Source organism: Sphingomonas montanisoli (assembly GCF_008274695.1).
Lineage (GTDB): Bacteria > Pseudomonadota > Alphaproteobacteria > Sphingomonadales > Sphingomonadaceae > Rhizorhabdus > Rhizorhabdus montanisoli.
This window is the reverse complement of the sequence record NZ_VTOU01000001.1, coordinates 906,179-927,559: the sequence shown is the minus strand read 5'-3', so window position 1 is coordinate 927,559 and position 21,381 is coordinate 906,179. Positions and strand designations below refer to the sequence as shown.

The following is a 21,381-nucleotide window of genomic DNA, read 5'->3' as shown; positions in this document are numbered from 1 at the left end:
GCTTCCGGATGGGGAGAAGCGTGCCGTAGCGATGGCGGAGTCGGGCCTCGAAGCCATATTGATGCAGAACCGCGGGGCGTTGCTCCGCTTCATCGCCGCGCATGGCGGGGGCGAGGAGGCGGAGGACATCCTTCAGGAATTGTGGATGCGCGTCCGCGCGAATCCGCCGACCAAACCGATCGCGCAGCCGCTTTCCTATCTCTATCGGGCGGCGAACAACCTGATGCTCGATCGCTATCGTTCGGCGAAGCAGGCGGCCAAGCGCGATTCCGACTGGTCGGACAGCGCGGTTACCGAACCGGGGCGCTCGGACGAACCGTCGACCGAACGTGGGCTGATCGCGCGCGAACAGCTTGATATCGCGCAGTCCGAACTCGACGCGCTGGGCGAACGGACCGCGCAGATCTTCCGCAGGCACCGGATCGACGGTGTCGCCCAACGCGACATCGCGCAAGAACTCGGCATCAGCATCAGCACGGTCGAATCCGACCTCCGCCGCGCCTATCGCGCGATGATCGATCTCAGGAGACGCTTCGATGAGGTTTGAGGCGATCGACTCCGTTTCGTCTTCCGGAGGCATGAGATGACGACCGAAGACGAAGCGCTCGACTGGGTGATCCGCCTGCGCGATCCCGGTTTCGAAGACTGGGAGGCGTTCGGCGCATGGATGGCCGGCGATCCCGCGCGCGCCGAAGCCTATCATGCACTGGCCATCGCCGAGGAGGATCTGGGCGAGATGCTGCCGGCCGAGACTGCGCCTGTCGTCGTGCCGAGCATCGCGGATGCCGCCCGCCTGCGCCACGGCCGTCGTACCACGCGCCGCCTGTGGCTGGGCGGGGCGCTCGCGGCGTCGGTCGCGGCGTTGGTCGGATCGAACATGCTCGATCATCGCGGCGGCGACATTTCGGTCGCGACCGCACCGGGCGAGCGGCGCAGCGTCGCGCTGGCCGATGGCAGCCGGATGATCCTCAACGGCAATACCGTCGTCCGCCTGGACAGCGCAGACCCGCGCATGGCGACGCTCGATCGCGGCGAGGTGCTGTTCGAGATCCGGCATGACGAAAAGAACCCGTTCCGCGTCTCGGTTGGCGGTGATCAACTGCTCGACGTCGGCACCGCATTCAACGTCGTGCACGAGCATGGCGTCACCGCGGTCCAGGTGTCCGAAGGTGCCGTGATGTACAATCCTGATAGCGACGCGGTGCGGCTCGACGCGGGCAAGTCGTTGCGGGTCGCGGGCGATCAGGCTGTCGTCGGATCGGTCGTGCCCGGCGATGTCGCGGCGTGGCGCGACGGCCGCCTGATCTCGGACGGGCAGACGATGGCCGAGGTCGCGGCGCATCTGAGCCGCTATACCGGGGAGCGCGTGTCGGCGACGGCCGAGGTTGCGAACCGGCCGTTCCGCGGCGTGCTGTCGCTCGGCACCCGGGAGGATATCGCCGCGCTCGGCCCGATCCTTGGCGTTGCCGTCCATCGCACGCCGAAGGGCTGGGAGCTGGCGGCGCGCTGACGATGAGGCAGGTCGGGGCCATCCTGTCGGGAGTCGCGCTGGTCGTTGCCGCGCCCGCATCGGCGGAGCGTTTCGATCTGCCTGCGGGAACCCTGCGCGACGCGGTCGGCGCGATGGCGCGGCAGGCGAGCGTCAACGTCGCGGTCGACGATCAGGCGCTCTGGCTGCGCGCAGTGCCTGCCGTTCGGGGCGACATGAACGCAGGGTCCGCGCTGCGCCGGATGCTGGCGGGCACGGGCGCGAAGGTGCGGCGAATCGATGCGCGCAGCTGGCGCGTGTCGCTGCCGCCCAAGGCCGTCCGCAGGCCCACGACGATCCGCATTGTCGAGCTTGCGCCCCGGCGCGACGACATCGTCGTCACCGCCAGCAAGCGCGACACGCGGCTGCGCGACTTTGCCGGATCGGTCGGCATGCTGAGCGGCCGCGACCTGATGTTCGGCGGCGAACAGGGGATGGAATCGATCCTCGCGCGGATGGCCAGCCTGTCGTCGACCCATCTCGGCGCGGGTCGCAACAAGCTGTTCATCCGGGGCATCGCGGATTCGAGCTTCACCGGCCCGACCCAGGCGACGGTCGGGCAATATCTGGGCGATCTGCGCCTGACCTACAACGCGCCCGATCCCGACCTGCGCCTCTACGATATCCGCTCGGTCGAGGTGCTCGAAGGGCCGCAGGGCACGCTCTACGGCGCGGGGTCGCTGGGTGGCATCATCCGGATCGTGCCGAACACCCCCGATCTCGATCGGCCGTCGGGCAGCGTTTCGGGCGGCCTGTCGGTGATCGCGCATGGCGATCCCGGCGGCGATGTCGGCGGGACGATCAACCTTCCGGTCAGCGAGAAGCTGGGCCTGCGCGTCACCGGCTATGGCGTGCGCGAGGGCGGCTATATCGACGATGTCTGGCGCGACCGGAAGGATGTGAACCGCACCAGTATCGGCGGCGGTCGCGCGACCCTGCGGGTGGCACCGGGCGACGGCTGGACGATCGACCTCGGCGGCGTCTTTCAGGATACCGACGGCCGCGACAGCCAATATGCCGATCGCGGCCAGCCGCCGCTGACGCGCGCCAGCCGCACCGACGGTGGGTTCGATGCCGATTATGTGCTGGGCCAGCTGGTGGTCGGCAAGGCGTGGGACGGGCTCTCCTTCCTCTCGTCGACCGGCTATGTCCGCCAGCGGCTGGCCGAGCGTTATGACGCGACGGCGACCGGCGGGCCCGATCGCATCTTCCTGCAGAGCAATCGCACCCGCATGTTCGCCAGCGAGAACCGGCTGTGGCGGCCGATGGCCGAAGGCTTTGGCTGGGTCGCGGGCGTCAGCTACACGCGCAACCGCACCTACCTTGCCCGCGCGCTCGGGCCGGTCGGAACCCCGCCGCCGTCGACGGGCGTCGTCAACCGGATCAGCGAGCTGACCGGCTATGGCGAACTCAGCGCCCAGCCGCTCGACGGCCTGACCCTGACCGCAGGCGCGCGCTACACCCATGCGCGGCTGTCGGGCGACGGTGCCGACGTCGCGCCGGTCTTCGCGCCGGTCATCACCCGGCTGGGGCTCGAGGCGAAAAGGCGCGACAACCGCTTCCTGCCTTCGGCATCGGTATCGGGCGCGGTGATGCCCGGCCTGCTGCTGTTCGCCCGCTATCAGCAGGGTTTCCGCCCCGGCGGCCTCGCGATCGAAGGGCCGATCGTGCGCCGCTTCGAAAGCGATCGGGTGCGCACGATGGAGGCGGGGTTGCGCTATGGCGAACATGGCCGCGACCCGTTCGATCTGTCGCTCAGCATCGCGCATACCCGCTGGAGCGACATCCAGGCCGACTATGTCGACAGTTCGGGCCTGCCCTCGACCGCCAATATCGGCGACGGGCGCATCTGGTCGCTCAGCGCGGCGATGGGGTGGAAGCCGGTGCCCCGCCTGCTGATCGAGGCGTCGGCGGCCTACAACAACAGCCGCGTCACCAATCCCTCGCCCTCCTTCACCTTGTCGATCCTCAACAGCTTCACCTTCGCCGCGCTCGGATCGATTTCGAGCGGGGTCGTCGACAATGCCGTCGCCGTCCGCGCTGCGGCGGGGATGAAGCAGATCCCCAATGTCGCGCGCGTGTCGGGCCGGATCGGCGTCGACTACAGCATGCCGGTGGGCGACACGATGGACCTGCGGGTGGGCGGATGGCTGCGCTACGTCGGCAAGTCGCGGCTTGGCATCGGCCCGGTGCTGGGCGAGGAGCAGGGCGACTATCTCGACAGCGCGCTCACCGCCCGGCTGGGGACGGCGGAGTGGGGCGTAACCCTGGGCCTGACGAACCTGACCGACGAGATCGGCAACCGCTTCGCGCTCGGCACACCCTTCGCGGCGGGCGGCGGACGGCAGATCACGCCGTTGCGGCCCCGCACGATCCGATTGGGGCTAGATCGCAGCTTCTGACAAGATTTGATCTTCACTGGATCATAAAATCGCGCGACACTTTCCCCAACGAGAATCGGGAGAGCTGCCATGTCGAAATCGAAGTTGCTGATCGCATCCTGTGTTCTGCTTTTCACCGTGTCCGCGCAGGCGGCCGCGCCGATCACGGGGAACTGGATCACCGATGGCGGCAAGAACAGCGTTAGCATCACGAAATGCGGCGCGGCCCTGTGCGGCAAGATCGTGAAGGTGCTCAAGACCAAGCCCGGCGAACCCTCCTATCCCGGCGCGCTGTTGCTGTCCGAACTGGTGGATTCGGGCGGGATGTGGACGGGCAAGATCCACAATCCGGGTAGTGGCAAGACCTACAAGGCGAAGGTGAAGATCAATCCGGACCGGACGCTGAGCGTGTCGGGCTGCGTCGCGATGTTCTGCAAGGACATGATCTGGACGCCGGGGGCGTGATCGCGGTGTGAAGGCGAAGGCCAATATGGTTGTGGCTTTTGTGGCCTTCGAGATTCCCGACATTTCAAAGAGCGGAATAGGGTGGTGTATTTATCGATCCTCCCCCGGAGGGGGAGGGGGACCGGCGAAGCCGGTGGAGGGGTAGTCGCCGCGAGCGCAGGTGATGATGTGGTGCAACACCGCCTCGACATCGTCCAGAACCTCGGCGGCCGGAATGCGGAGGGTCGCTAAATTCTGCGCCCGTAGCCAGGCGTCGCGCTGAATATCGCGGGCGGGTTGGTCGCCGCGCGAATGGGCTTCACCATCGATCTCGACCGCAAGTCGGTGACGCGGGCAGAAGAAATCCAGCGAATATGGACCTGCGGGATGCTGGCGTCGAAATCGCAGACCGGCGGGCCGTTTGCGTAGTTCCTGCCAGAGAAGCACCTCGGGCAAACTCATATTCTGTCGAAAGTTTGCCGAACGTGTTTGCGTGGATTTCGGACCGTGCAGCATGTGACGAAATACCCCTCCACCACTCGCTCCGCGAGCGGTCCCCAGTGTCAGGTCGATCATGCCCCCGGCATGATCTTGGATTGCCGGGGGCAATCCAACCTGACGCTCCCTCCGGGGGAGGATCAAATGCAGCCGTCCACCGCGCACCCGTCTTTGCAAGCAGCAGCAGCGCGGCCACGATGATGATGATGATGATGATGAAAATGCCCATGTCCTGCTCCCCCTTCAGCACATCGACTCCACATAGAACAAAACACGAACATTGTCAAGTCCGCTGGAAAAAGTTCGCGTCGGCCCAAGGCTGCGCGTCCGTCGCTCCGTCCTGATCGGTGAACGAGGGGGAAGACCCCCGGCCACGGAAAGGGACCCTGTCCGACATGCGTACTCTGCTGACTTCGACCTGCCTTGTCTCGATCGCCGCGATGATTCCCGCGATCGGCCATGCCGAGACATTGGTCGATGCCAAGCGCACCGATCCGGTTCGCACTTCGACGATCAAGGCGGGGGCCGCCGATGATGTCCGCGTGACGAGCGCGGGCAATCTGAACCCGACATCGGGCGTCGCGCTGCTGATCGACAGCACCAACAAGGCGACCAACGAGGGGACGATCCAGGTCACGAACGCCGACGGTTCGGTCGGCATCGCGGCCGAGGCGGGGCGTGCCGGGTCGATCACGAACACGACCACCGGCAAGATCATCGTCGACGAAACCTATGCGCCGACCGATGCCGACAATGACGGCGATATCGACGGGCCGTTCGCAGCGGGCACCGGCCGCGCGGGGATCCGCACGCTGGGCGGGTTTACCGGCGACGTCGTCAACAATGGCGCGATCACGGTCGAGGGCAATGACTCGCAGGGCATCGACCTGCGCGGGCCGCTGAGCGGCAAGCTGACCACCGACGGCACGATCGCGGTGACGGGCGATCGCACCGTCGGCGTGCGGACGGGCGCGATCAGCGGGCCGGTGCGGATCGCCGGCACGATCACCGCGCAGGGGCAGGGCGCCCGCGCGGTTTCGATCGAGGGCGATCTGGCAGGCGCTCTGGTGGTGCAGGGGGCGCTGACGTCGACGGGCTATCGCACGACCACGGTGCCCGCCGACACGAGCAAGCTGGACGTCGACGATCTGCTGCAGGGCGGGCCGGCGCTGGCGATCCAGGGCGATGTGCTGGGTGGCGTGATCCTGGCGGTGCCGCCCAAGGACGCGAGCACCACCGACAATGACGAGGACAAGGACGGGATCGAGGACAGCAAGGAAGGCAGTGCTGCCGTCACGTCCTATGGCGCGGCACCGGCGGTGCAGATCGGCGCCACCAACCGCGCGGTCACGATCGGCCCGGTCGCGGGCACGGGCAGCGGCCACGGGCTGGTGATCGACGGCGCAGTGCTGGGCGCGGGCCTCTATGCGGGCGTCAACGGCACCGGCGTGCAGATCGGCGGGCTTGGTGGTGCGGTGAATATCGCCGGCGGCATGACCGTGAACGGCAAGGTCGACGCGACCTCCAACGGTGCGACGGCGACCGGCATCCGCATCGGCGCGGGCGCGACGGTGGCGCAGGTGCGCGTGGCGGGCGCGGTTTCGGCCGCGGGCCTGAATGCCACCGCGATCCAGCTCGATGCCGGTTCGGCGACGTTCAACATCGCGAACAGCGGATCGATCAAGGCAACCGCGACGTCGGCTGGCACGGCTTATGCGATCCGCGATCTTTCGGGCGAGCTCGACCTGATCGACAATAGCGGCGCGATCTCCGCCAGCGGCGGCGCGACCAATGTCGCGATCGATCTGTCGGCGAACAGCACCGGCGCCCGCGTGGGCCAGACATTGGTGGCGGCGGGCGTGACCGCGCCGTCGATCACCGGCGACATCCTGTTCGGCAGCGCCAACGACATACTCGATATCGCCGACGGATCGGTGAAGGGCGCGACCCGCTTCGGCGCGGGGGCGAACCAGCTGACGATGTCGGGCGACGCGACCTATGACGGCGCGGTCAGCTTCGGCGCGGGCAATGACCTCGTCGCGATGTCGGGCACGACCAACTTCAACGGCAGCATCGATTTCGGCGGGGGCAGCGACACGCTGACGCTCAACGGCGCCGCGCGGCTCAACGGTGCGCTCACCAACGCCGGCGGGCTCGCGGTGACGATCAACGGCGGACGGCTCGACGCGGGCAAGTCGACCGCGTCGATCGCGTCGCTGACGGTCGGCGCGGCGGGCACGCTGGGCGTCACGATCGACACGGCGGCGCGCAGCAGCACGCTCTATCAGGTCGCGGGCAATGCCAGCTTCGCACAAGGCGCCAAGGTGGCGGTGCGGATCGACGGCATCGCCAATGCCGAGGGACGCTATACCTTCCTGCGTGCCGGATCGGTGACGGGGACGACAGGTTTGGCGACCAGCGACACCGTGCTGCCCTTCATGTTCAAGAGCAGCATCGTGGCGACGACGCCCAACGAACTGGCGATCGACATCGCGCGCAAGACCACGACCGAGCTGGGTCTGAACCGATCGCAGGCGAGCGCCTACAACGCGATCTACACCGCGCTGGGCAAGGATGCGAAGGTGGCCGGCGTGTTCCTCGATACCACGGACGGCGTGCGCTTCCGCAAGCAGCTGCGCCAGATGCTGCCCGATCATGCGGGCGGCGCGTTCGAGACGGTGACGATGGGATCGCGTGCGACCGCCGGTTTCCTGGCGGACCCGAATGCGCCGTTCAAGGACGAGGGCAGCTGGGGCTGGTTCATCCAGCAGGTCGGCTGGGGCACGTCCAAGAGCCTCGACGATACCGCCGCTTATGACCTGACCGGCTGGGGCATCGCGGCGGGTGGCGAGATCAAGACGGGCAGTGCGGGCAATTTCGGCCTTTCGCTCGCCTATCTCTACGGCCGCAACGCCGATGGCGGGACCGACAATAACGTCAATTCCGGCCAGTATGAGGTCGCAGGATATTGGCGCGGCACCTTCGGCCCGATCACCGGCTGGGCGCGCGGATCGTGGGGGCATGTCGACTTCAAGGGCAAGCGCAGCTTCGACGGGACGATCGGCACCGAGGCGGTGGCGCGGCGCGCGCGCGGCGACTGGAGCGGGCAGCTTGTCTCGGCATCGGGCGGCGTGAACACCACCCTGCAGATGGGCAGCTTCAGCCTGCGCCCGATCGCGGCGGTCGATTATTATCGGCTGAAGGAAAAGGGCTATGCCGAACGCAATGGCGGCGATGCCTTCAACCTGATCGTCGACGGGCGCACCAGCGACGAACTGGCGGTGTCGGGCACCGTCGCAGCGGGCTTCGATTTCGGCGGGTGGGACCGGGATTCGGGCTGGTTCCGCTTCGAAATCGAAGGCGGGCGGCGCGAACTGGTCGGCGGCAAGCTCGGCAAGACCACCGCGCATTTCGCGGGCGGGCAGAGCTTCACGCTGACGCCCGAGGACCGGACGAGCGGCTGGGTCGGCAAGGTTCGCGCGATCGGCGGCAATGGCGACTTCCGCCTGGGTGGCGAGGCCGGCGCCGAACAGCAGCAGGGCCGCGTGGCGTTGTCGCTGCGCGCGAGCCTGGTGGTCGGCTTTTGATCTGACCTGACGCGTTCCCCTCCCGACCCCGGAGGGGTGGAGGGCGGGCAGCCCCCTCGGCCACCTGCGACCCCAGGCCGATGTCCGCCCTCCGACTTATGACCTCCCCTCCCTGTAAGGGAGGGGAGCTAAGTGGTCAGGCAATCGCCTCGATCGCGGCGAGGATCTGCCGGCGCCGCGTCGGTTCGCGCGTCACTTCCAGCATCGCGCTCAGGCTGTCCTTGGCGCCAGTGGGATCGCGCGCGACGAGGCGCAGGCGGGCGAGCTCCCACCAGCCCATGCCATCCTCGGGCGCGAAGACCGTCATGCGTTCGTACAGCGCGGCGGCGCGGGCGCCGTCACCCTCGCGTTCGGCGCGTGTCGCCTGGTTGAGCAGGAGGCGGACGAGGGTGCGGCGGTTGCTCATCGGATCGGCGCCGCCGTCGCCAGCTTCCATCAGCGCGGCCAGCTTTTCGTCGCCCACCGCGGCGCCACCGGAGAAGGCGTCGACCAGCAGGGTCGCCTCGGGCGTCGTCAGCCGGACGAGGACATGGCCGGGCGTATTGAGCGGTTCGGCGTGCCACCCCATCTGCCGCGCCAGCGCGACGTAGAGGATCGACAGGCTGACCGGCAGGCCACGCCGCCGATCGAGCACGCGGATCATGTCGGCGTTGACCGGCGCGTCATAGCTGTCGCGGTCACCCGCGAAGCCGAATTCGCCGGCGATCACCTGCGCCAGCGCGGCGCGCTGCTCCTCTACGGTCAGGGCCGCGGCGCCGACGATGCCGAGCCGTTCCTCCATCTCGTCGAGAAGGTGGATATAGGGGGCAAGATCGAGCGCCGGATGATCGAGCGCGCTGAGTTCGATCGCGGCGGTATCGAGCCGAATCTCGTCGTCGTCGACCAGACCGAGCCAGGTGATGCTGTCGTTCATCGATCCAAGATGGTCGCGGTGGGCGCGCCGTGCAACACGAAGAGCCTAAGCTGGCCGGAAAACGCACATCGGTCGCGCGCTTTTCGGGGGAGGGGCGGGCGGGCAGGCGCTTGACCTGCGCCCGGCGAACGTGAACCCGTAGCGGCAAGATCCGCGCGGATGAGCGGACGATCGGGGGATGCATGGCGAGCGTGGCCGAAGACCAGACCTATCCTTCGCCGATCGCGGCGTGGGGGGCGGTGGCGATCCTGTTCACGCTGTCGATCGTCTCGATGCTCGATCGCAACCTGCTGTCGCTGCTGGTGCCCGAGATCAAGGCCGATCTGGGGATCAGCGAGGTCGAGGCCGGGACGCTGATGGGCGTGGCGTACGCCTTGTTCTACGCGCTCGGGGCACTTCCGCTCGGCTGGGCGATGGACCGCTACAGCCGGCCCAAGGTGATCTGGTTCGGCGTGACCTTGTGGTCGCTGGGGACGGTCGCGTGCGGCTTTGCGCGCAGTTTCTGGCCCTTCTTCGCGGCGCGTGCTGTCGTGGGCAGCGGCGAGGCGGCGATCATTCCGGGCACCTATTCGCTGCTGCCCGACATGTTCCCGCGCCACAAGCTGGGCTTCGCCATGTCGATCTTCTCGATGTCGTCGAAGGTGGGGGCGGGGGCGTCGCTCGCGCTCGGCGGGCTGCTGACCGCGTTGATCGTGCCGGCGGCGGCGTTCGGGATGCCGCTGATCGGCGAGATGAAGGGGTGGCAGCTGATCTTCATCATCGCGGGGGTTCCCGGCCTGCTGCTCGCGCTCACGATCTTCCTGGTGCGCGATCCGCGTCGCGCGCGAGGCACCACGGCGCAGTCGGCCGCCAGCTTCGCCGATTATGGCCGCTTCGTCTGGGCCAATCGCCGCTTCATCTTCTCGCACCACATCGCGATCATGCCGCTCGTCGCGCTGATCTTCGGCTTCTATGCGTGGCTGCCGTCCTTCTATCAGCGTGTCCACGGCCTGAACCCGGCGGAGCTGGGCGGCTGGCTGGGCCTCGCCATTTCGACCGGGCCGGTGCTGGCGCTGCCGATCCACGGGCTGGTCACCGACCGGTGGTTCCGATCGGGGCGAAGCGACGCGCATCTGCGCTATCTGATCGGGTCGCTGCTGGTGTCGCTGCCCTTCGCGGTGGGGGCGTTCGTGGTGGCGTCGCCTTATGTGTCGTTCGTGATGATCGGAATCTTCTTCTTCGCGGCGTCGAGCTATCTCAGCCTGCCGACGGTGACGCTGCAACTGGTGCTGCCGCACGATCTGCGGGGAAAATCGGCGGCGGTGGTGTTGATGATGAACGGCATCATCGGCGCGGGCGGCGGGCCGATGGTGGTCGCCGCGTTGAGCGAGAAGCTGGGCGGGCCGGAAAAGGTCGGTCAGTCGCTGATGATCTGCGCGGCAGTGGCGCTGCTGTCGACCGCCTTCCTCTATCTGTTCGCGCTCAAGCCGTTGCGGACGATGCTGGCGCGACATGCCGCCTGACCTGCCTGTCATGAGCGCGATAAGCGGTCTGCGGCCGACGCTGGCGCGGATGAGCCTGTGGACCGACGATGCCGACAGGCTGGCGCGATTCTATGCCGATCTGTTCGGGTTCGAGATTGCCGCGCGCACCACGTTGCAGCCAATGGCTTCGGAGGCGTGGCACCTCGAGGCCGACGATCTGATCGAGGTGCTGCTGCTCCGTGCGCCGCGCGGCGATACCGAACTTGGGATCAGCGCGGTCAAGGGAAGGGCGCTGCCGCCGGGGCCGACGATGCGGGAGGCGCCGTTGGCGGGATCGGCCTATCTGGTCCTCTACGTGCCCGATCTCGACGCCGTGATCGCGCGGTTCGGCGGCGACTATAACCGCAAGCCCAAGCGATTGAGCGACCCGCAGGGCCGGGTCTATTACGAGATGGCGATCTACGATCCCGACGGGCGCGTGCTGCTCGTCGTCGAGGACGTGGTGTAGCCGAAGTTGGGCGGCAGGCCGGGTTCGGGCCAGTCCATCGATATCAACCGCCCGCTGGCTGCAAGCGTGATGAAGGCGGTGCGCATGTTGGCGCCGCCGAAGGCGATGTTGGTGACGTACAGATCGTCGATCGGGGTGAACTGCGTGCCGCCATTCGGGCCGATCGTGGTGATCCCCCCGGTCTTGAGCGTGCCGACGCAGATATTGCCCGATGCGGTGACGGCGAGGCTGTCGAAGCGCGTGTCGCCGGGCGCGGTCGCGACCCATGTCGGTGCGCCGAGGACGCCGGGTGCCTCGACCGCAAACCGCCACAGCCGCGCCGACTGGGTTTCGGCGACATAGACGAAGCGTTCGTCGGGCGAGAGGCCGATGCCGTTATACGAAATGCCGCCGCGCCAGGCCGCGACGCAGGTGCCGTCGGGGCGGAGGTAGCAGACCGCGCTGGTTTCGATCGCGCCGTCGATCGTCTTGCCCATGTCGGTGAACCACAGGCCGCCCGCCGCATCGAAGACGAGATCGTTCGGCGCGCGCAGCGGACGACCGTCGATCTGATCGCAGAGGCGTTCGACCTTGCCGGTCGACGGATCGATCCGCTCGATGCGGCCAGTATCGGGGGCGCTGAGGCCGCGCGCCCAGTCGATCCCGCCATTGTTGGCGATATAGAGCGCACCGTCGGGGCCGAGCTGTGCGCCGTTAGGGCCGCCGCCGGGGGTCGCGATCACCTCGAACTTGCCCTCGCCCCAGATGCGGCGGACGGTGCCGGCGCGCAGCTCGACGACAACGATCGATCCGTCGGGCATGACGACCGGACCTTCGGGAAAGGCGAGTCCTTTGGCGAGGATTTTCATAGGTTTTGTCTATCAAGAATCAGGCTTGCCGCGCGTTCGCCTATCATGATCGCGGTGGCGTTGGTGTTCGCGCTGATCTGGCGCGGCATGATCGATGCGTCGGCGACGCGCAGCCCTTCGACCCCGCGCACGCGCAGTTGCGTATCGACGACCGCATCGACGTCGCTGCCCATCCGGCAGCTCCCAACCGTGTGGAGGCCGGTGCGGCACACCGCCTTGAGCGCGCCGACGATCTCTGCGTCGGTCATGTTCGCGCGGAAGGGCGGGGCGTCGTCGATAACGTGGCTCGCCAGCGGTTCGGTCGCGTAGATGCGTTCGCACAGGCGGACCGCGCCGATCAACGCCTTCACGTCGCGTTCGTCGCCCATCATCTGGAAGTCGATCTTCGGCGCGCTGTCGACGCTGGCGTCGCGCAGCGAGATGCGGCCGCGCGCATGGGGGCGGGCGACGACCGCACCCAGGCCCACGGCGGGCTTTGCGTGCATCACCGGCGGCATCTTGGTCAGGTCCATCGCGAAGGGCAGCCAGCTCATGTGCAAATCGGGCTGTTCGAGCGCGGGATCGCTCTTGAGCCAGCCCATCACCTGCACCGATGGCGCGGCAAGCGGGCCGGCGCGGCGCAGGACATAGTCGATGACGTGCTTGAAGCCGTGGCGGAGGTTCATCTCGCTATTGTAGGTCGGGACGTCGACATGTTTGGCGATCGCGAAGCCGATATGTTCCTGCAGATTGCCGCCGACCTGTTCGCGATCGGCGAGCACGTCGATGCCATGATCGCGAAGCTGCGCGGCGGGGCCGATGCCCGATCGCAGCAGCACGAGCGGCGACTGCATCGTCCCCGCGCTGACGATCGCTTCGCGCCCCACTCCGATATCGTGTGACTGGCCGTCCTTGACGTAACGAACCCCGCTGACGCGCTTGCCGTCGAACAGGATGCGATCGACCCGCGCGCCGCTGATAAAACGCAGGTTGGGCCGGCCGAGCGCGGGGATCAGGTAGGCGCGCGCCGAACTGACGCGCATCCCGTTCGCCTGGCTGCCGACCGCATAATAGACGCCTTCGCCATCACCGGCGGCATTGTGATCGGCGAGGTGCGGAAAGCCGAGCGCCTCGCCCGCCGCGATCACGTCCTTCGCGAGCGGGTGCGGCCTCTTCATCGGCGAGACGGAGAGCGGCCCCATCTGCCCCAGCGCGCCATTGCCGGGGCCGGTATAGCCCTCGATCCGGCGAAACCACGGTTCGACATCGGACCAACCCCAGCCGGTTGCGCCCATCTCCGCCCAATCGTCATAGTCGCCGCGCCGGCCGCGAATATAGACCATGCCGTTGATCGAACTGCCGCCCCCCGCCATCCGGCCCGCATGCCAGAACAATTGGCGGCCATCGATCGACGGATCCGGTTCGGCGCGGAACAGCCAGTCGAAGCGGGGATTGGCCATCAGCAGCTTGGTGACGCCGGGAATCTCGCGAAAGCGGGTCGGCTGTTCGACCCCCGCATCGAGCAGGGTGACGCGGTTGCGCGGATCCTCCGACAGCCGCGCGGCGAGCGCGCAGCCCGCGCTCCCCGCGCCGATCACCACATAGTCGCTGTCGGTGTCGTTGCGCGCCATCATCCCCCGGCTCTCTTATCGTCGGGTCAGTGGAGCAGGACGGGTATGGCCGACATGCCCCGCTGTTCCAGACCGCCGACGATCCTAGGCGGCGGCGCGGCCGGGTCCAGCCGCATATTCGGGAAACGGTCCATCAAAGCGTTGAGCGCGACGATCATCTCCTGCTTGGCGACGTTCATGCCCAGGCACTGATGCGGGCCGAGGCCGAAGCCGAGATGGTATTTCTTCTCGCGGAACAGGTCATAGACGTCCGGATTTTCCCAGCGACTGGGATCGCGATTGGCCGAACCCAGGCACATGTCGATCCGCACGCCTGCGGGCACGGGCACGCCGTCGACGACCGCATCCTCGGTCATCAGGCGGGGGAAGACCGGATCGGTCGGCATCCAGCGCGCCGATTCCTCGATCGCCGCCTCGATCAGGCTGCGATCGTCGCGGCACGCTTCCCAGAAATGATAGTTGCTTAGCAGCGCGTAGATCGTGATCCCCAACTGCCGCCAGGTCGTGCCGCCGCCCGCCAGGATGACGAGGCGGCAGAAGCCGATGATCTCCTCGTCGCTCAGCTTGCGGGTGCCGCCGTCGGCCAGCTTGAAGTCGTTGTGGATCAGGCCGGTGATGACGTCGTCACCGGGTTCGGCACGGCGAAGCTGGATCAGGTCGCCGAGCATCCGGCCGACCTCGATATGCGAGGCATGTTGCTCCTCGCGCGTCACCTTGCGGACGCCGGTGGCCTTGAGCAGATGATCGCGGAAGACGAGCGCCATGCGCCCTTCCATCCCGATCCCGCGCGTGACGACGTTGACGGGCAGGCGCGCGCACAATTCGATGTTTAGTTCGGCAGTGTCGCGACCGTCGAGCCGCTGCATGAGCTGTTCGACGATCTCGTCGATCCAGTTCGGCCCCCACCAGTTCACGGCGCGGGGCTTCAGGAACATCGACTGGGCGACCGCGCGGGTGCGGCGATGCTCGTCGCCCGTCATCGCCAGGATGACCGGACCCATGCTGCGCACGCCCGGTGTTTCGAGATAACCGGCCGACGAGAAGGTGAGGTTTTCGCGCAGCGCCCGATCGCAGGCGGCGAAGGACAGGAGGGTGTAGCTGTCGCGCTCCACATCCCAATTGTTGATCGTATGGCCGTCGAGCTCGAGTAATTGCTGGAGCGACCCCGGCATCACCGGCGCCGCATCGCGCAGCGCGTTCATCGCCGGGACGATATCGACGTGGATCTCGTTGCCGATCTCCTTGGCTTCGTTCGAAACGTCGAACAGCTCGCGATAGAGCCGTTCCTCTTCCTCGACATCGATCATGGCGTCCTCTCCCGCTCGTTCGGAGGCAGAGCTATGCCCGTTGATCATGATGGTCAACAATATTGTCGACAATCCAAAGAGGGCTTCTACGATGGGTGGCGAGCGGTTAGGACGGAGCTATGGAAGGGCAGGCAGGCAAGAGCAGGATAGACGGCGCACTCGCGGCGCAGCGCGTCGTCGCGGGGGTGAAGGACGCGCTCGAGACAGGCGAGTTCGTGCCCGGCCAGCGGCTGATCGAGGCCGATCTGTGCCTGCGCTTCGGAGTGGGGCGCAGCCATGTGCGCGAGGCGCTGCACAGGCTGGCGTCCGAGAATATCGTCGAACTGTTTCCCAATCGCGGCGCCGCGGTGCGCAAGCTGACGCCCGAGCAGACGAGCGACGCGGTCGAACTGATCTCGCTGCTGATCGGCCATACCGCGCGCCTGGCCGCCGAGCGCGCCACCGACGAGAAAGCGCGGCGGGCGCTGAGCCAGGCGGCCGACGGCATCGATCTGGCCGAAAACGGCATCGATCTGCTGCGCGCACGCCGCACGGTTCATTACGCGCTGATCGATGTGGCGCGGAACGACGAACTCGCGCGCATTCTCAACTCGCTCCAATATCATGTGCTGCAGGTGCAGGTGCTGCTTCCCCGGCTGCATGACGAGATGAACAACGATCTGAAGGCCATCGTCGCCGCCGTGCTGGCCGGGAAAGCCGGCGAGGCAGAGGCGCTTGCCCGCGCGCACATCCGGAAGATGAGCCCGGCCTACTCTAGCTGATTCCGGGGCTGATTCCGGCATCGCGGAAGCCGGGAGGCGGACATGGGCCGCGCGGCGGCGACCTCCTATCGATCATCCGTTCATCCTCCCCCGCCAGGGGGAGGTGTCAGCTTTAGCTGACGGAGGGGGAGGGCGGCGACCAACTCGATCTGGATCGGGTCCGCCCCCTCCGTCGCCTTCGGCGCCACCTCCCCCTGGCGGGGGAGGATGAGAGAGGGAGGATTTCATGAAGGCACTGGTTTTCGAAGGCGCCAACAAGGTCGCGCTGCGTAACGACGTCGAAGTGCGCGAGCCGGGCGAGGGCGAGGTGCTGATCAAGATCGCGGCGAGCGGGCTTTGCCACAGCGACGTCAGCGTCGTGAACGGCACGATCGGCTGGCCGGCTCCTTCGGTGCTGGGCCATGAAGGCGCGGGCGTGATCGAGAAGGTCGGCACCGGCGTCGTCGATCTGGTGCCGGGCGACCATGTCATCATCCATACGCTCGCCAATTGCGGCCGCTGCGCGCAGTGCAATTCGGGTTTCCCGACGCGCTGCCGCCGCACGCTGGGCAACCGCACCGAGCCCTTCACGCGCGACGGACAGGCAGTCGGCAATTTCGCGGCAACCTCGACCTTCGCCGAATATACCGTGGTGAAGCAGGGCCAGGCCGTAAAGATCGACAAGAATATCCCGCTCGACGTCGCCTGCGTGGTGGCGTGCGGCGTGCTGACCGGCGTGGGATCGGTGATCAACCGCGCCGATGTTCGCGCGGGCGAGACTGCCGCGGTGTTCGGGATCGGCGGTGTCGGCCTCAACGTGATCCAGGGCCTGCGGCTGGCGGGCGCGTCGCGGATCATTGCGGTCGATCTGCTCGCGTCGCGTGAGGAGATGGCGCGGCAATTCGGCGCGACCGACTTCATCAACGCATCCGAAGGTGGCGCCGTAGAGAAGATCCGCGAGATGCTTGCCGATCCGATCGCGCCGACCGCAAGCGGGGTCGACTGGTCGTTTGAATGCGTCGGCAACAAGCATGTGCTGCGCGATGCGATCGCGGTGCTGGGCTGGGGCGGCAACTGCATCATCGTCGGCACGCCTTCGGCCGAAGCGACGATCGAACTGCCGATCGCGCCGATGGGCTTCGTCGACAAGGGGATCATGGGCGCGCGCTACGGCCGCTCGCAGCCGAACCGCGACATCCCCCGCATGGTTGCGCTCTATTCGAAGGGGCAACTCATGCTCGATGAGCTCGTGACCAAGCGCTACAAGCTCGAGGATTACGAGCAGGCGTTCCACGATCTGGAGGAAGGCAAGCTGGCGCGCGGGGTGTTCGTGTTCTGATGTTCCTTGATCCTCCCCCTGGCGGGGGAGGATCGGTAGGTTAGAGCGTCTTCTTCACCGCCACGATGCGGGGGTCGAAGATGTTGCTCGCGTTCCAGCCGCCGTCGACCAGAACCGCCGAGCCCGTCGTGTAGCTCGACATGTCGGAGGCTAGGAACAGGACGGCCTTGCCGATCTCGTCGGTGGTGCCCGAACGGCCGATCGGGAGCGGGCTCTGATCGAGGATCGCGCGCATCGAATCATTGTCGGGCAGGCGCGGGGTGGCGATCGATCCGGGGACGACCGTGTTCACGCGGATACCGCTGCGGCCCCATTCGGCCGCCATCGACTTGACCAGGCTGATCAGGCCCGCCTTCGCCGCGCCATAGGCCGCGTGGAAGGGCGATCCCATGATGCCGTCCATCGATGCGATGCACACGATCCGGCCGTCGACCTTGCGATCGATCATCGACTTGGCGGCCGTGGTCGCGGTGACATAGGCGTAGCGCAGGTTGCGGTTCTGATCGAAGTCCCACTCTTCGTCGGTGAGGTCGAACAGCGGCTTGAAGATCGCCTGGCCGACGATGGTGACGAGGATGTCGAGCCCGCCCAGCGCCTCTTCCGCGCGCTTGATCGCGTCGCGGGCAGACGTGGCGTCGAGCATGTCGGCGACGATCGCAATGCCCTTGCGGCCGCGCTTGGTGACTTCATCGGCGCCGTGCTGGGCGCGGCCTTCATCGACGTCGAGCACCGCGACGTCGCAGCCGGCTTCGGCCAGGAAGTTCGCGCTGCTCTCACCCATGCCGCGGCCACCGCCGACGACGATCGCCTTCTTGCCTTCGAGACCGAAAATCGCTGCGGCCATAGTCCCTCTCCCTTATGATTGTTCAGGCTACCGGCGCGTCCTCGAACAGCGCGCGCACATCGCGCAGGCTGGGCTTGAGCGAGGGCGTGCGCGGCAACGCGTCGACGATGCGGATCGCGGTGGGCACATAGGTGGGCGCCAGCGCATTGCGGATATAGTCGGACAGCTCGGCTGGCGTGGTCGTCATGCCATTCTTCAACTCGACCGCCGCGACCGGCACCGCGCCCAGCCGCGCATCGGGCAGGCCGACGACCGAGGCATCGGCGATGGCGGGGTGCGACCGCAGCACCTCGATGATCTTTTCCGGCAGGATCTTGAAGCCGCCGCGGACGATCGCGCCGTCGCTGCGCCCCTTGTGGAAAACGTAGCCGTCGGGATCGATCGCAACGAGATCGGTGGTACGCACCCAATCGGGGCGGATCTGGGGGCAGAAGACCTCCATCACGCCCGTCTCACCCGTGGGCAGGACCGCCCCGGTATCGACGTCGGCGACGCGCAGTTCGATCCCCGGCATGGCGGTGCCGATGCTGCCGCGCTTCGAATTGCCGACTTCGGCGCGCATCGCGGGGGTCCAGCGGATGATCGTGCCGCAAAATTCGGTCGCGCCCATCGCCCAGTAGATCGGGATACCGAACTTCGCCTCGAACTGGTCCTGGATATCGGGATCGAGATGCGCCGAACCGCCGAAGATGCCCTTCACGCTGGCGAGATCCTTGGGATCGAACTCGCCGTTGAGCAGCATCGTGACGGCAGTGGGCGAGAGGCCGAGGCTGGGCGGCTGGTGCCGCTTCACGGCCGCGACGAATTCCGCGACGTTGAAGCGATCGAGCAGGACCAGCGGGGTGCCGGTCGCCGCGCTGCCCGCGAACAGGCAGAGGCCGCCGACGCCCGACAGCGGCCAGACGCTGATCTGGACCGGCTGGTCGCCTTCGGTCTCGGCGCCCGGCGCGCTGAGCGCCGCGCGATCGAGGATGCGCGCGGGCATCGGGATGCGCTTGGGCGCGCCGGTCGTGCCGCTCGACAGCACTTCGACGGCGGCTTCCTCGAAGCTCAAGGCCGCGTCGAGGATGTCGGCGGGGACGTTGGACGTGCCTTCGAGGCGCGGATCCTTGTCGATCCCGTCGAGGATGATGCCGGCCGCGCCGATCTCGGTGGCGACCTCGCTCACCTTCGTCCAGTCGTCGACATCGGCGATGATCGCGACGGGGCGCAGATCGCGCAGCGTCTCGGCCATCTGCACGGGCGCGGCGATCGGATAGATGAAGCTGGCCGCGCGGCGGTGCGCGAGCAGGCCAGTCAGCGCGGCGGCATGGGCGGCGCGATTGTGGATGATGAAGGCGATGCGGCCCTGACGCGACGCGCCTGCGGCTTCGAGCGCGGCCTCGATCTTCTGGCCGAAGGCGCCGACTTCGCCCCAGGTGGACCATTGCCCGCGATACTCGATCCCCCGACCATCGGCGCGCGTCGCGAGGACGTTGCGGATATTCTCGATAAATTGCTCGGTCATCTCAGTCTCGCCAGCCCGCTAGAGTCCGCACCTATGTGGGTGCCCTTCGTCGTCTGCACAGCCCAGGGCAAGCAACCCCCAGATGGGTTCCATGGTGACGGAAGGGCCGGGGGCGGAAGGGTCATGCGGCCACCACCAGCTCGCCGCGATCCTGCGCCGCGCGCAGCTTGCGCATCGCCAGCGTCCAGTGGACCATCGCCCAGACCATCAAAGCCGCGGTGATCGTCATCGCCCAGCGCAACCCTTCGGCCTCGCTGCCGAGCCGCCTGGTCAGGATGTCGCTCAATATGCCGGTGAACATCGGGCCGGCGGCCATGCCGACGACATTGGCGATGATCATGTAGATCGCGCTCGCGGTCGCGCGGATGCGGACGGGGGCGAGGTTCTGGACCAGAGCGATCGACGGTGCGCTCCACACATAGGTCATCGAGATCGGGATGATCGACACCCACAGAGCGGTCGTCCCGTCGGCGATGAACAGCGTGGTGATGAAGGTGGGGATGGTGAGGCCGAGCGCCACGATCGGGATCGGCAGCATCGCATACATGCCCTTCGCGCCGAACTTCGTCGCCTGCCACCCGCCCAGCGACGTGCCGAGCAGCCCGGCGATGCCGGTGACGATGCCCAGGCCGATGCCCGCCTCCTGCAAGGTCAGGCCGTGCGCGCGGATCAGGAAGGACGGGGTCCAGGCGAGCATGCCGGTGCTGACCAGCGCCGACGTGCCCGTCGCCAGCAGCACCTGCACATAGGCCGGGCGGCGGACGAGGATCTTCATCGCGGCGATCAGCCCCTCCGGACCGTCCGCCGTCGCGATCGGATAATGTTCGCTGGCGCCGCGCTCGGGCTCGCGCGCGACGAGATAGTAGATCAGCGCGACGAGCAGGCCCGGCAGGCCGACGATGAACAAGGCGACGCGCCAATTATACCATTGCGCCACCGTGCCGCCGATCGACAGCCCCAGCATGATGCCCGACGGGATGCCGAGCGCGAGCAGCGCCATCGCCATCGGGCGACGGCGTTCGGGGAACATGTCCGACAGCAGCGAATGGGCGGCGGGGGCGAAGCCGGCCTCGGCCACGCCCACGCCCATGCGGCCGATCACGAACTGGATGAAGCTTTGGCTCAGGCCGCACAAGGCGGTCAGCAGGCTCCACAGGGCGGTGATCGACGCGATCAGTTTCACGCGATTGACGCCGCGATCGATCCAGCGCGCGATCGGCAGGCTGGCGGCGGTGTAGAACAGGCTGATCGCGGCGCCCGTCAGCACGCCCAGCTGCCAGTCGGCCAGCCCGAACTCATGCTTGATCGGTTCCTGCAGGATCGTGATGATCTGCCGGTCGATATAGTTGAGGACGTAGATCAGCGTCATCAGGCCGAGCATGAAGCCCGCGCGCTTGGTGCTCATCGGGGCTTTGGCGAGTCCGTGCATCATTGGCCTCCAGCGCGCTTCAATATGCCGTCGAAGGCGAAAACGGATTGGTCTTCGGCGGTGACGAGTCCCCGCAGGAAGCTCATGCTGCGCGTCCGCCGCGTCAACTCCCCTTTGGCGGTCAGCAACGCGCCGCCGGGGACCGAACCGAGATAGTCGCCGCGCAGAGAGACGGTGACGGTGTGGGGATCGCCCAGCGCGCCCGCGAGCGCGAACAGGCAGTAATCGGCGAAGGTCATCATCGCCCCGCCGTGGAACGCGCCGCCGCCGTTCAGATGGCGCGGCTCGACCCGCATCGCGCAGACCACCGCGTCATTTTCGACGCGGTGGTAGAAGGGGCCGGTGCCGTCGGCGAAGGGATCGCCGCGCGAACTCGACCAGCCGGCCCATTCGCCTTCGTCTATCGCGATTTCATAGGGCGGCATGAAGGGTCCG

The 21,381-nt window shown here is 67.3% G+C and carries 18 protein-coding genes; 9 read left to right on the top strand and 9 right to left on the bottom strand.

The window, feature by feature from the left end; all coding sequences use genetic code 11:
• Positions 1–31: 31 nt before the first annotated feature.
• The 4 genes from FYJ91_RS04650 to FYJ91_RS04635 all read left to right on the top strand — a co-directional run bounded on the left by FYJ91_RS04650 (position 32) and on the right by FYJ91_RS04635 (position 4,374).
• A complete protein-coding gene (locus tag FYJ91_RS04650; protein WP_149521080.1) occupies positions 32–547 on the top strand; it encodes an RNA polymerase sigma factor in 516 nt (171 codons plus the stop codon).
• A 36-nt stretch (positions 548–583) separates the two neighbouring features.
• A complete protein-coding gene (locus tag FYJ91_RS04645) occupies positions 584–1,510 on the top strand; it encodes a FecR family protein (RefSeq protein ID WP_149521079.1) in 927 nt (308 codons plus the stop codon).
• A gap of 2 nt (positions 1,511–1,512) precedes the next feature.
• A complete protein-coding gene (locus FYJ91_RS04640; RefSeq protein WP_149521078.1) occupies positions 1,513–3,930 on the top strand; it encodes a TonB-dependent receptor in 2,418 nt (805 codons plus the stop codon).
• Between the two features lie 69 nt (positions 3,931–3,999).
• Positions 4,000–4,374 (top strand): DUF2147 domain-containing protein, encoded by a 375-nt coding sequence (locus tag FYJ91_RS04635; protein WP_149521077.1) that lies wholly within the window; start codon positions 4,000–4,002, stop codon positions 4,372–4,374.
• Between the two features lie 90 nt (positions 4,375–4,464).
• On the opposite strand, the gene FYJ91_RS04630 is transcribed toward FYJ91_RS04635, so the two are convergent.
• Positions 4,465–4,929 carry an endonuclease domain-containing protein gene (locus FYJ91_RS04630; RefSeq protein ID WP_342787988.1) on the bottom strand — a complete coding sequence of 155 codons (465 nt, stop codon included), beginning with the start codon at positions 4,927–4,929 and terminating at the stop codon, positions 4,465–4,467.
• A 317-nt stretch (positions 4,930–5,246) separates the two neighbouring features.
• On the opposite strand from FYJ91_RS04630, the gene FYJ91_RS04625 reads away from it, so the two are divergent.
• Positions 5,247–8,438: an autotransporter outer membrane beta-barrel domain-containing protein gene (locus FYJ91_RS04625; RefSeq protein ID WP_149521076.1), complete on the top strand. Its 3,192-nt coding sequence runs from the start codon at positions 5,247–5,249 to the stop codon at positions 8,436–8,438.
• A gap of 136 nt (positions 8,439–8,574) precedes the next feature.
• Here the strand turns inward: FYJ91_RS04625 and FYJ91_RS04620 are convergent, their stop codons facing one another.
• On the bottom strand, positions 8,575–9,351 hold the full coding sequence (locus FYJ91_RS04620; protein ID WP_149521075.1) for a SirB1 family protein: 777 nt from the start codon (positions 9,349–9,351) through the stop codon (positions 8,575–8,577).
• Positions 9,352–9,533: 182 nt separating this feature from the next.
• Between FYJ91_RS04620 and FYJ91_RS04615 the strand changes: the two genes are divergently transcribed.
• On the top strand, positions 9,534–10,853 hold the full coding sequence (locus tag FYJ91_RS04615; protein WP_149521074.1) for an MFS transporter: 1,320 nt from the start codon (positions 9,534–9,536) through the stop codon (positions 10,851–10,853).
• A 10-nt stretch (positions 10,854–10,863) separates the two neighbouring features.
• Positions 10,864–11,322, top strand: a complete 459-nt coding sequence (locus FYJ91_RS04610; protein WP_181008349.1) for a VOC family protein — start codon at positions 10,864–10,866, stop codon at positions 11,320–11,322.
• On the opposite strand, the gene FYJ91_RS04605 is transcribed toward FYJ91_RS04610, so the two are convergent.
• From FYJ91_RS04605 to FYJ91_RS04595, 3 genes are read right to left on the bottom strand one after another with little or no spacing between them, the layout of a single operon-like run.
• Entirely contained in the window at positions 11,274–12,170 is an 897-nt protein-coding gene (locus FYJ91_RS04605; RefSeq protein WP_149521072.1) for an SMP-30/gluconolactonase/LRE family protein, read from the bottom strand. The two genes, FYJ91_RS04610 and FYJ91_RS04605, sit on opposite strands and share 49 nt — an antisense overlap.
• Positions 12,167–13,783, bottom strand: coding sequence for a GMC family oxidoreductase (locus FYJ91_RS04600; protein WP_149521071.1), 1,617 nt, complete (start codon positions 13,781–13,783; stop codon positions 12,167–12,169). Before FYJ91_RS04600 ends, FYJ91_RS04605 begins: the two co-directional genes overlap by 4 nt.
• Before the next feature lie 23 nt (positions 13,784–13,806).
• Positions 13,807–15,087 (bottom strand): cytochrome P450, encoded by a 1,281-nt coding sequence (locus FYJ91_RS04595; protein ID WP_181008348.1) that lies wholly within the window; start codon positions 15,085–15,087, stop codon positions 13,807–13,809.
• A gap of 119 nt (positions 15,088–15,206) precedes the next feature.
• On the opposite strand from FYJ91_RS04595, the gene FYJ91_RS04590 reads away from it, so the two are divergent.
• Positions 15,207–15,848 carry a GntR family transcriptional regulator gene (locus tag FYJ91_RS04590; RefSeq protein WP_149521069.1) on the top strand — a complete coding sequence of 214 codons (642 nt, stop codon included), beginning with the start codon at positions 15,207–15,209 and terminating at the stop codon, positions 15,846–15,848.
• Positions 15,849–16,074: 226 nt separating this feature from the next.
• Positions 16,075–17,166, top strand: coding sequence for a Zn-dependent alcohol dehydrogenase (locus FYJ91_RS04585; RefSeq protein WP_149521068.1), 1,092 nt, complete (start codon positions 16,075–16,077; stop codon positions 17,164–17,166).
• Between the two features lie 40 nt (positions 17,167–17,206).
• On the opposite strand, the gene FYJ91_RS04580 is transcribed toward FYJ91_RS04585, so the two are convergent.
• The 4 genes from FYJ91_RS04580 to FYJ91_RS04565 form a co-directional block, all read right to left on the bottom strand.
• Positions 17,207–18,010, bottom strand: coding sequence for an SDR family NAD(P)-dependent oxidoreductase (locus FYJ91_RS04580; RefSeq protein ID WP_149521067.1), 804 nt, complete (start codon positions 18,008–18,010; stop codon positions 17,207–17,209).
• A 22-nt stretch (positions 18,011–18,032) separates the two neighbouring features.
• On the bottom strand, positions 18,033–19,517 hold the full coding sequence (locus FYJ91_RS04575; protein ID WP_149521066.1) for a class I adenylate-forming enzyme family protein: 1,485 nt from the start codon (positions 19,515–19,517) through the stop codon (positions 18,033–18,035).
• Positions 19,518–19,638: 121 nt separating this feature from the next.
• Positions 19,639–20,949 carry a spinster family MFS transporter gene (locus FYJ91_RS04570; protein WP_149521065.1) on the bottom strand — a complete coding sequence of 437 codons (1,311 nt, stop codon included), beginning with the start codon at positions 20,947–20,949 and terminating at the stop codon, positions 19,639–19,641.
• Positions 20,946–21,371: a PaaI family thioesterase gene (locus FYJ91_RS04565; RefSeq protein WP_149521064.1), complete on the bottom strand. Its 426-nt coding sequence runs from the start codon at positions 21,369–21,371 to the stop codon at positions 20,946–20,948. Before FYJ91_RS04565 ends, FYJ91_RS04570 begins: the two co-directional genes overlap by 4 nt.
• Positions 21,372–21,381 lie beyond the last annotated feature (10 nt).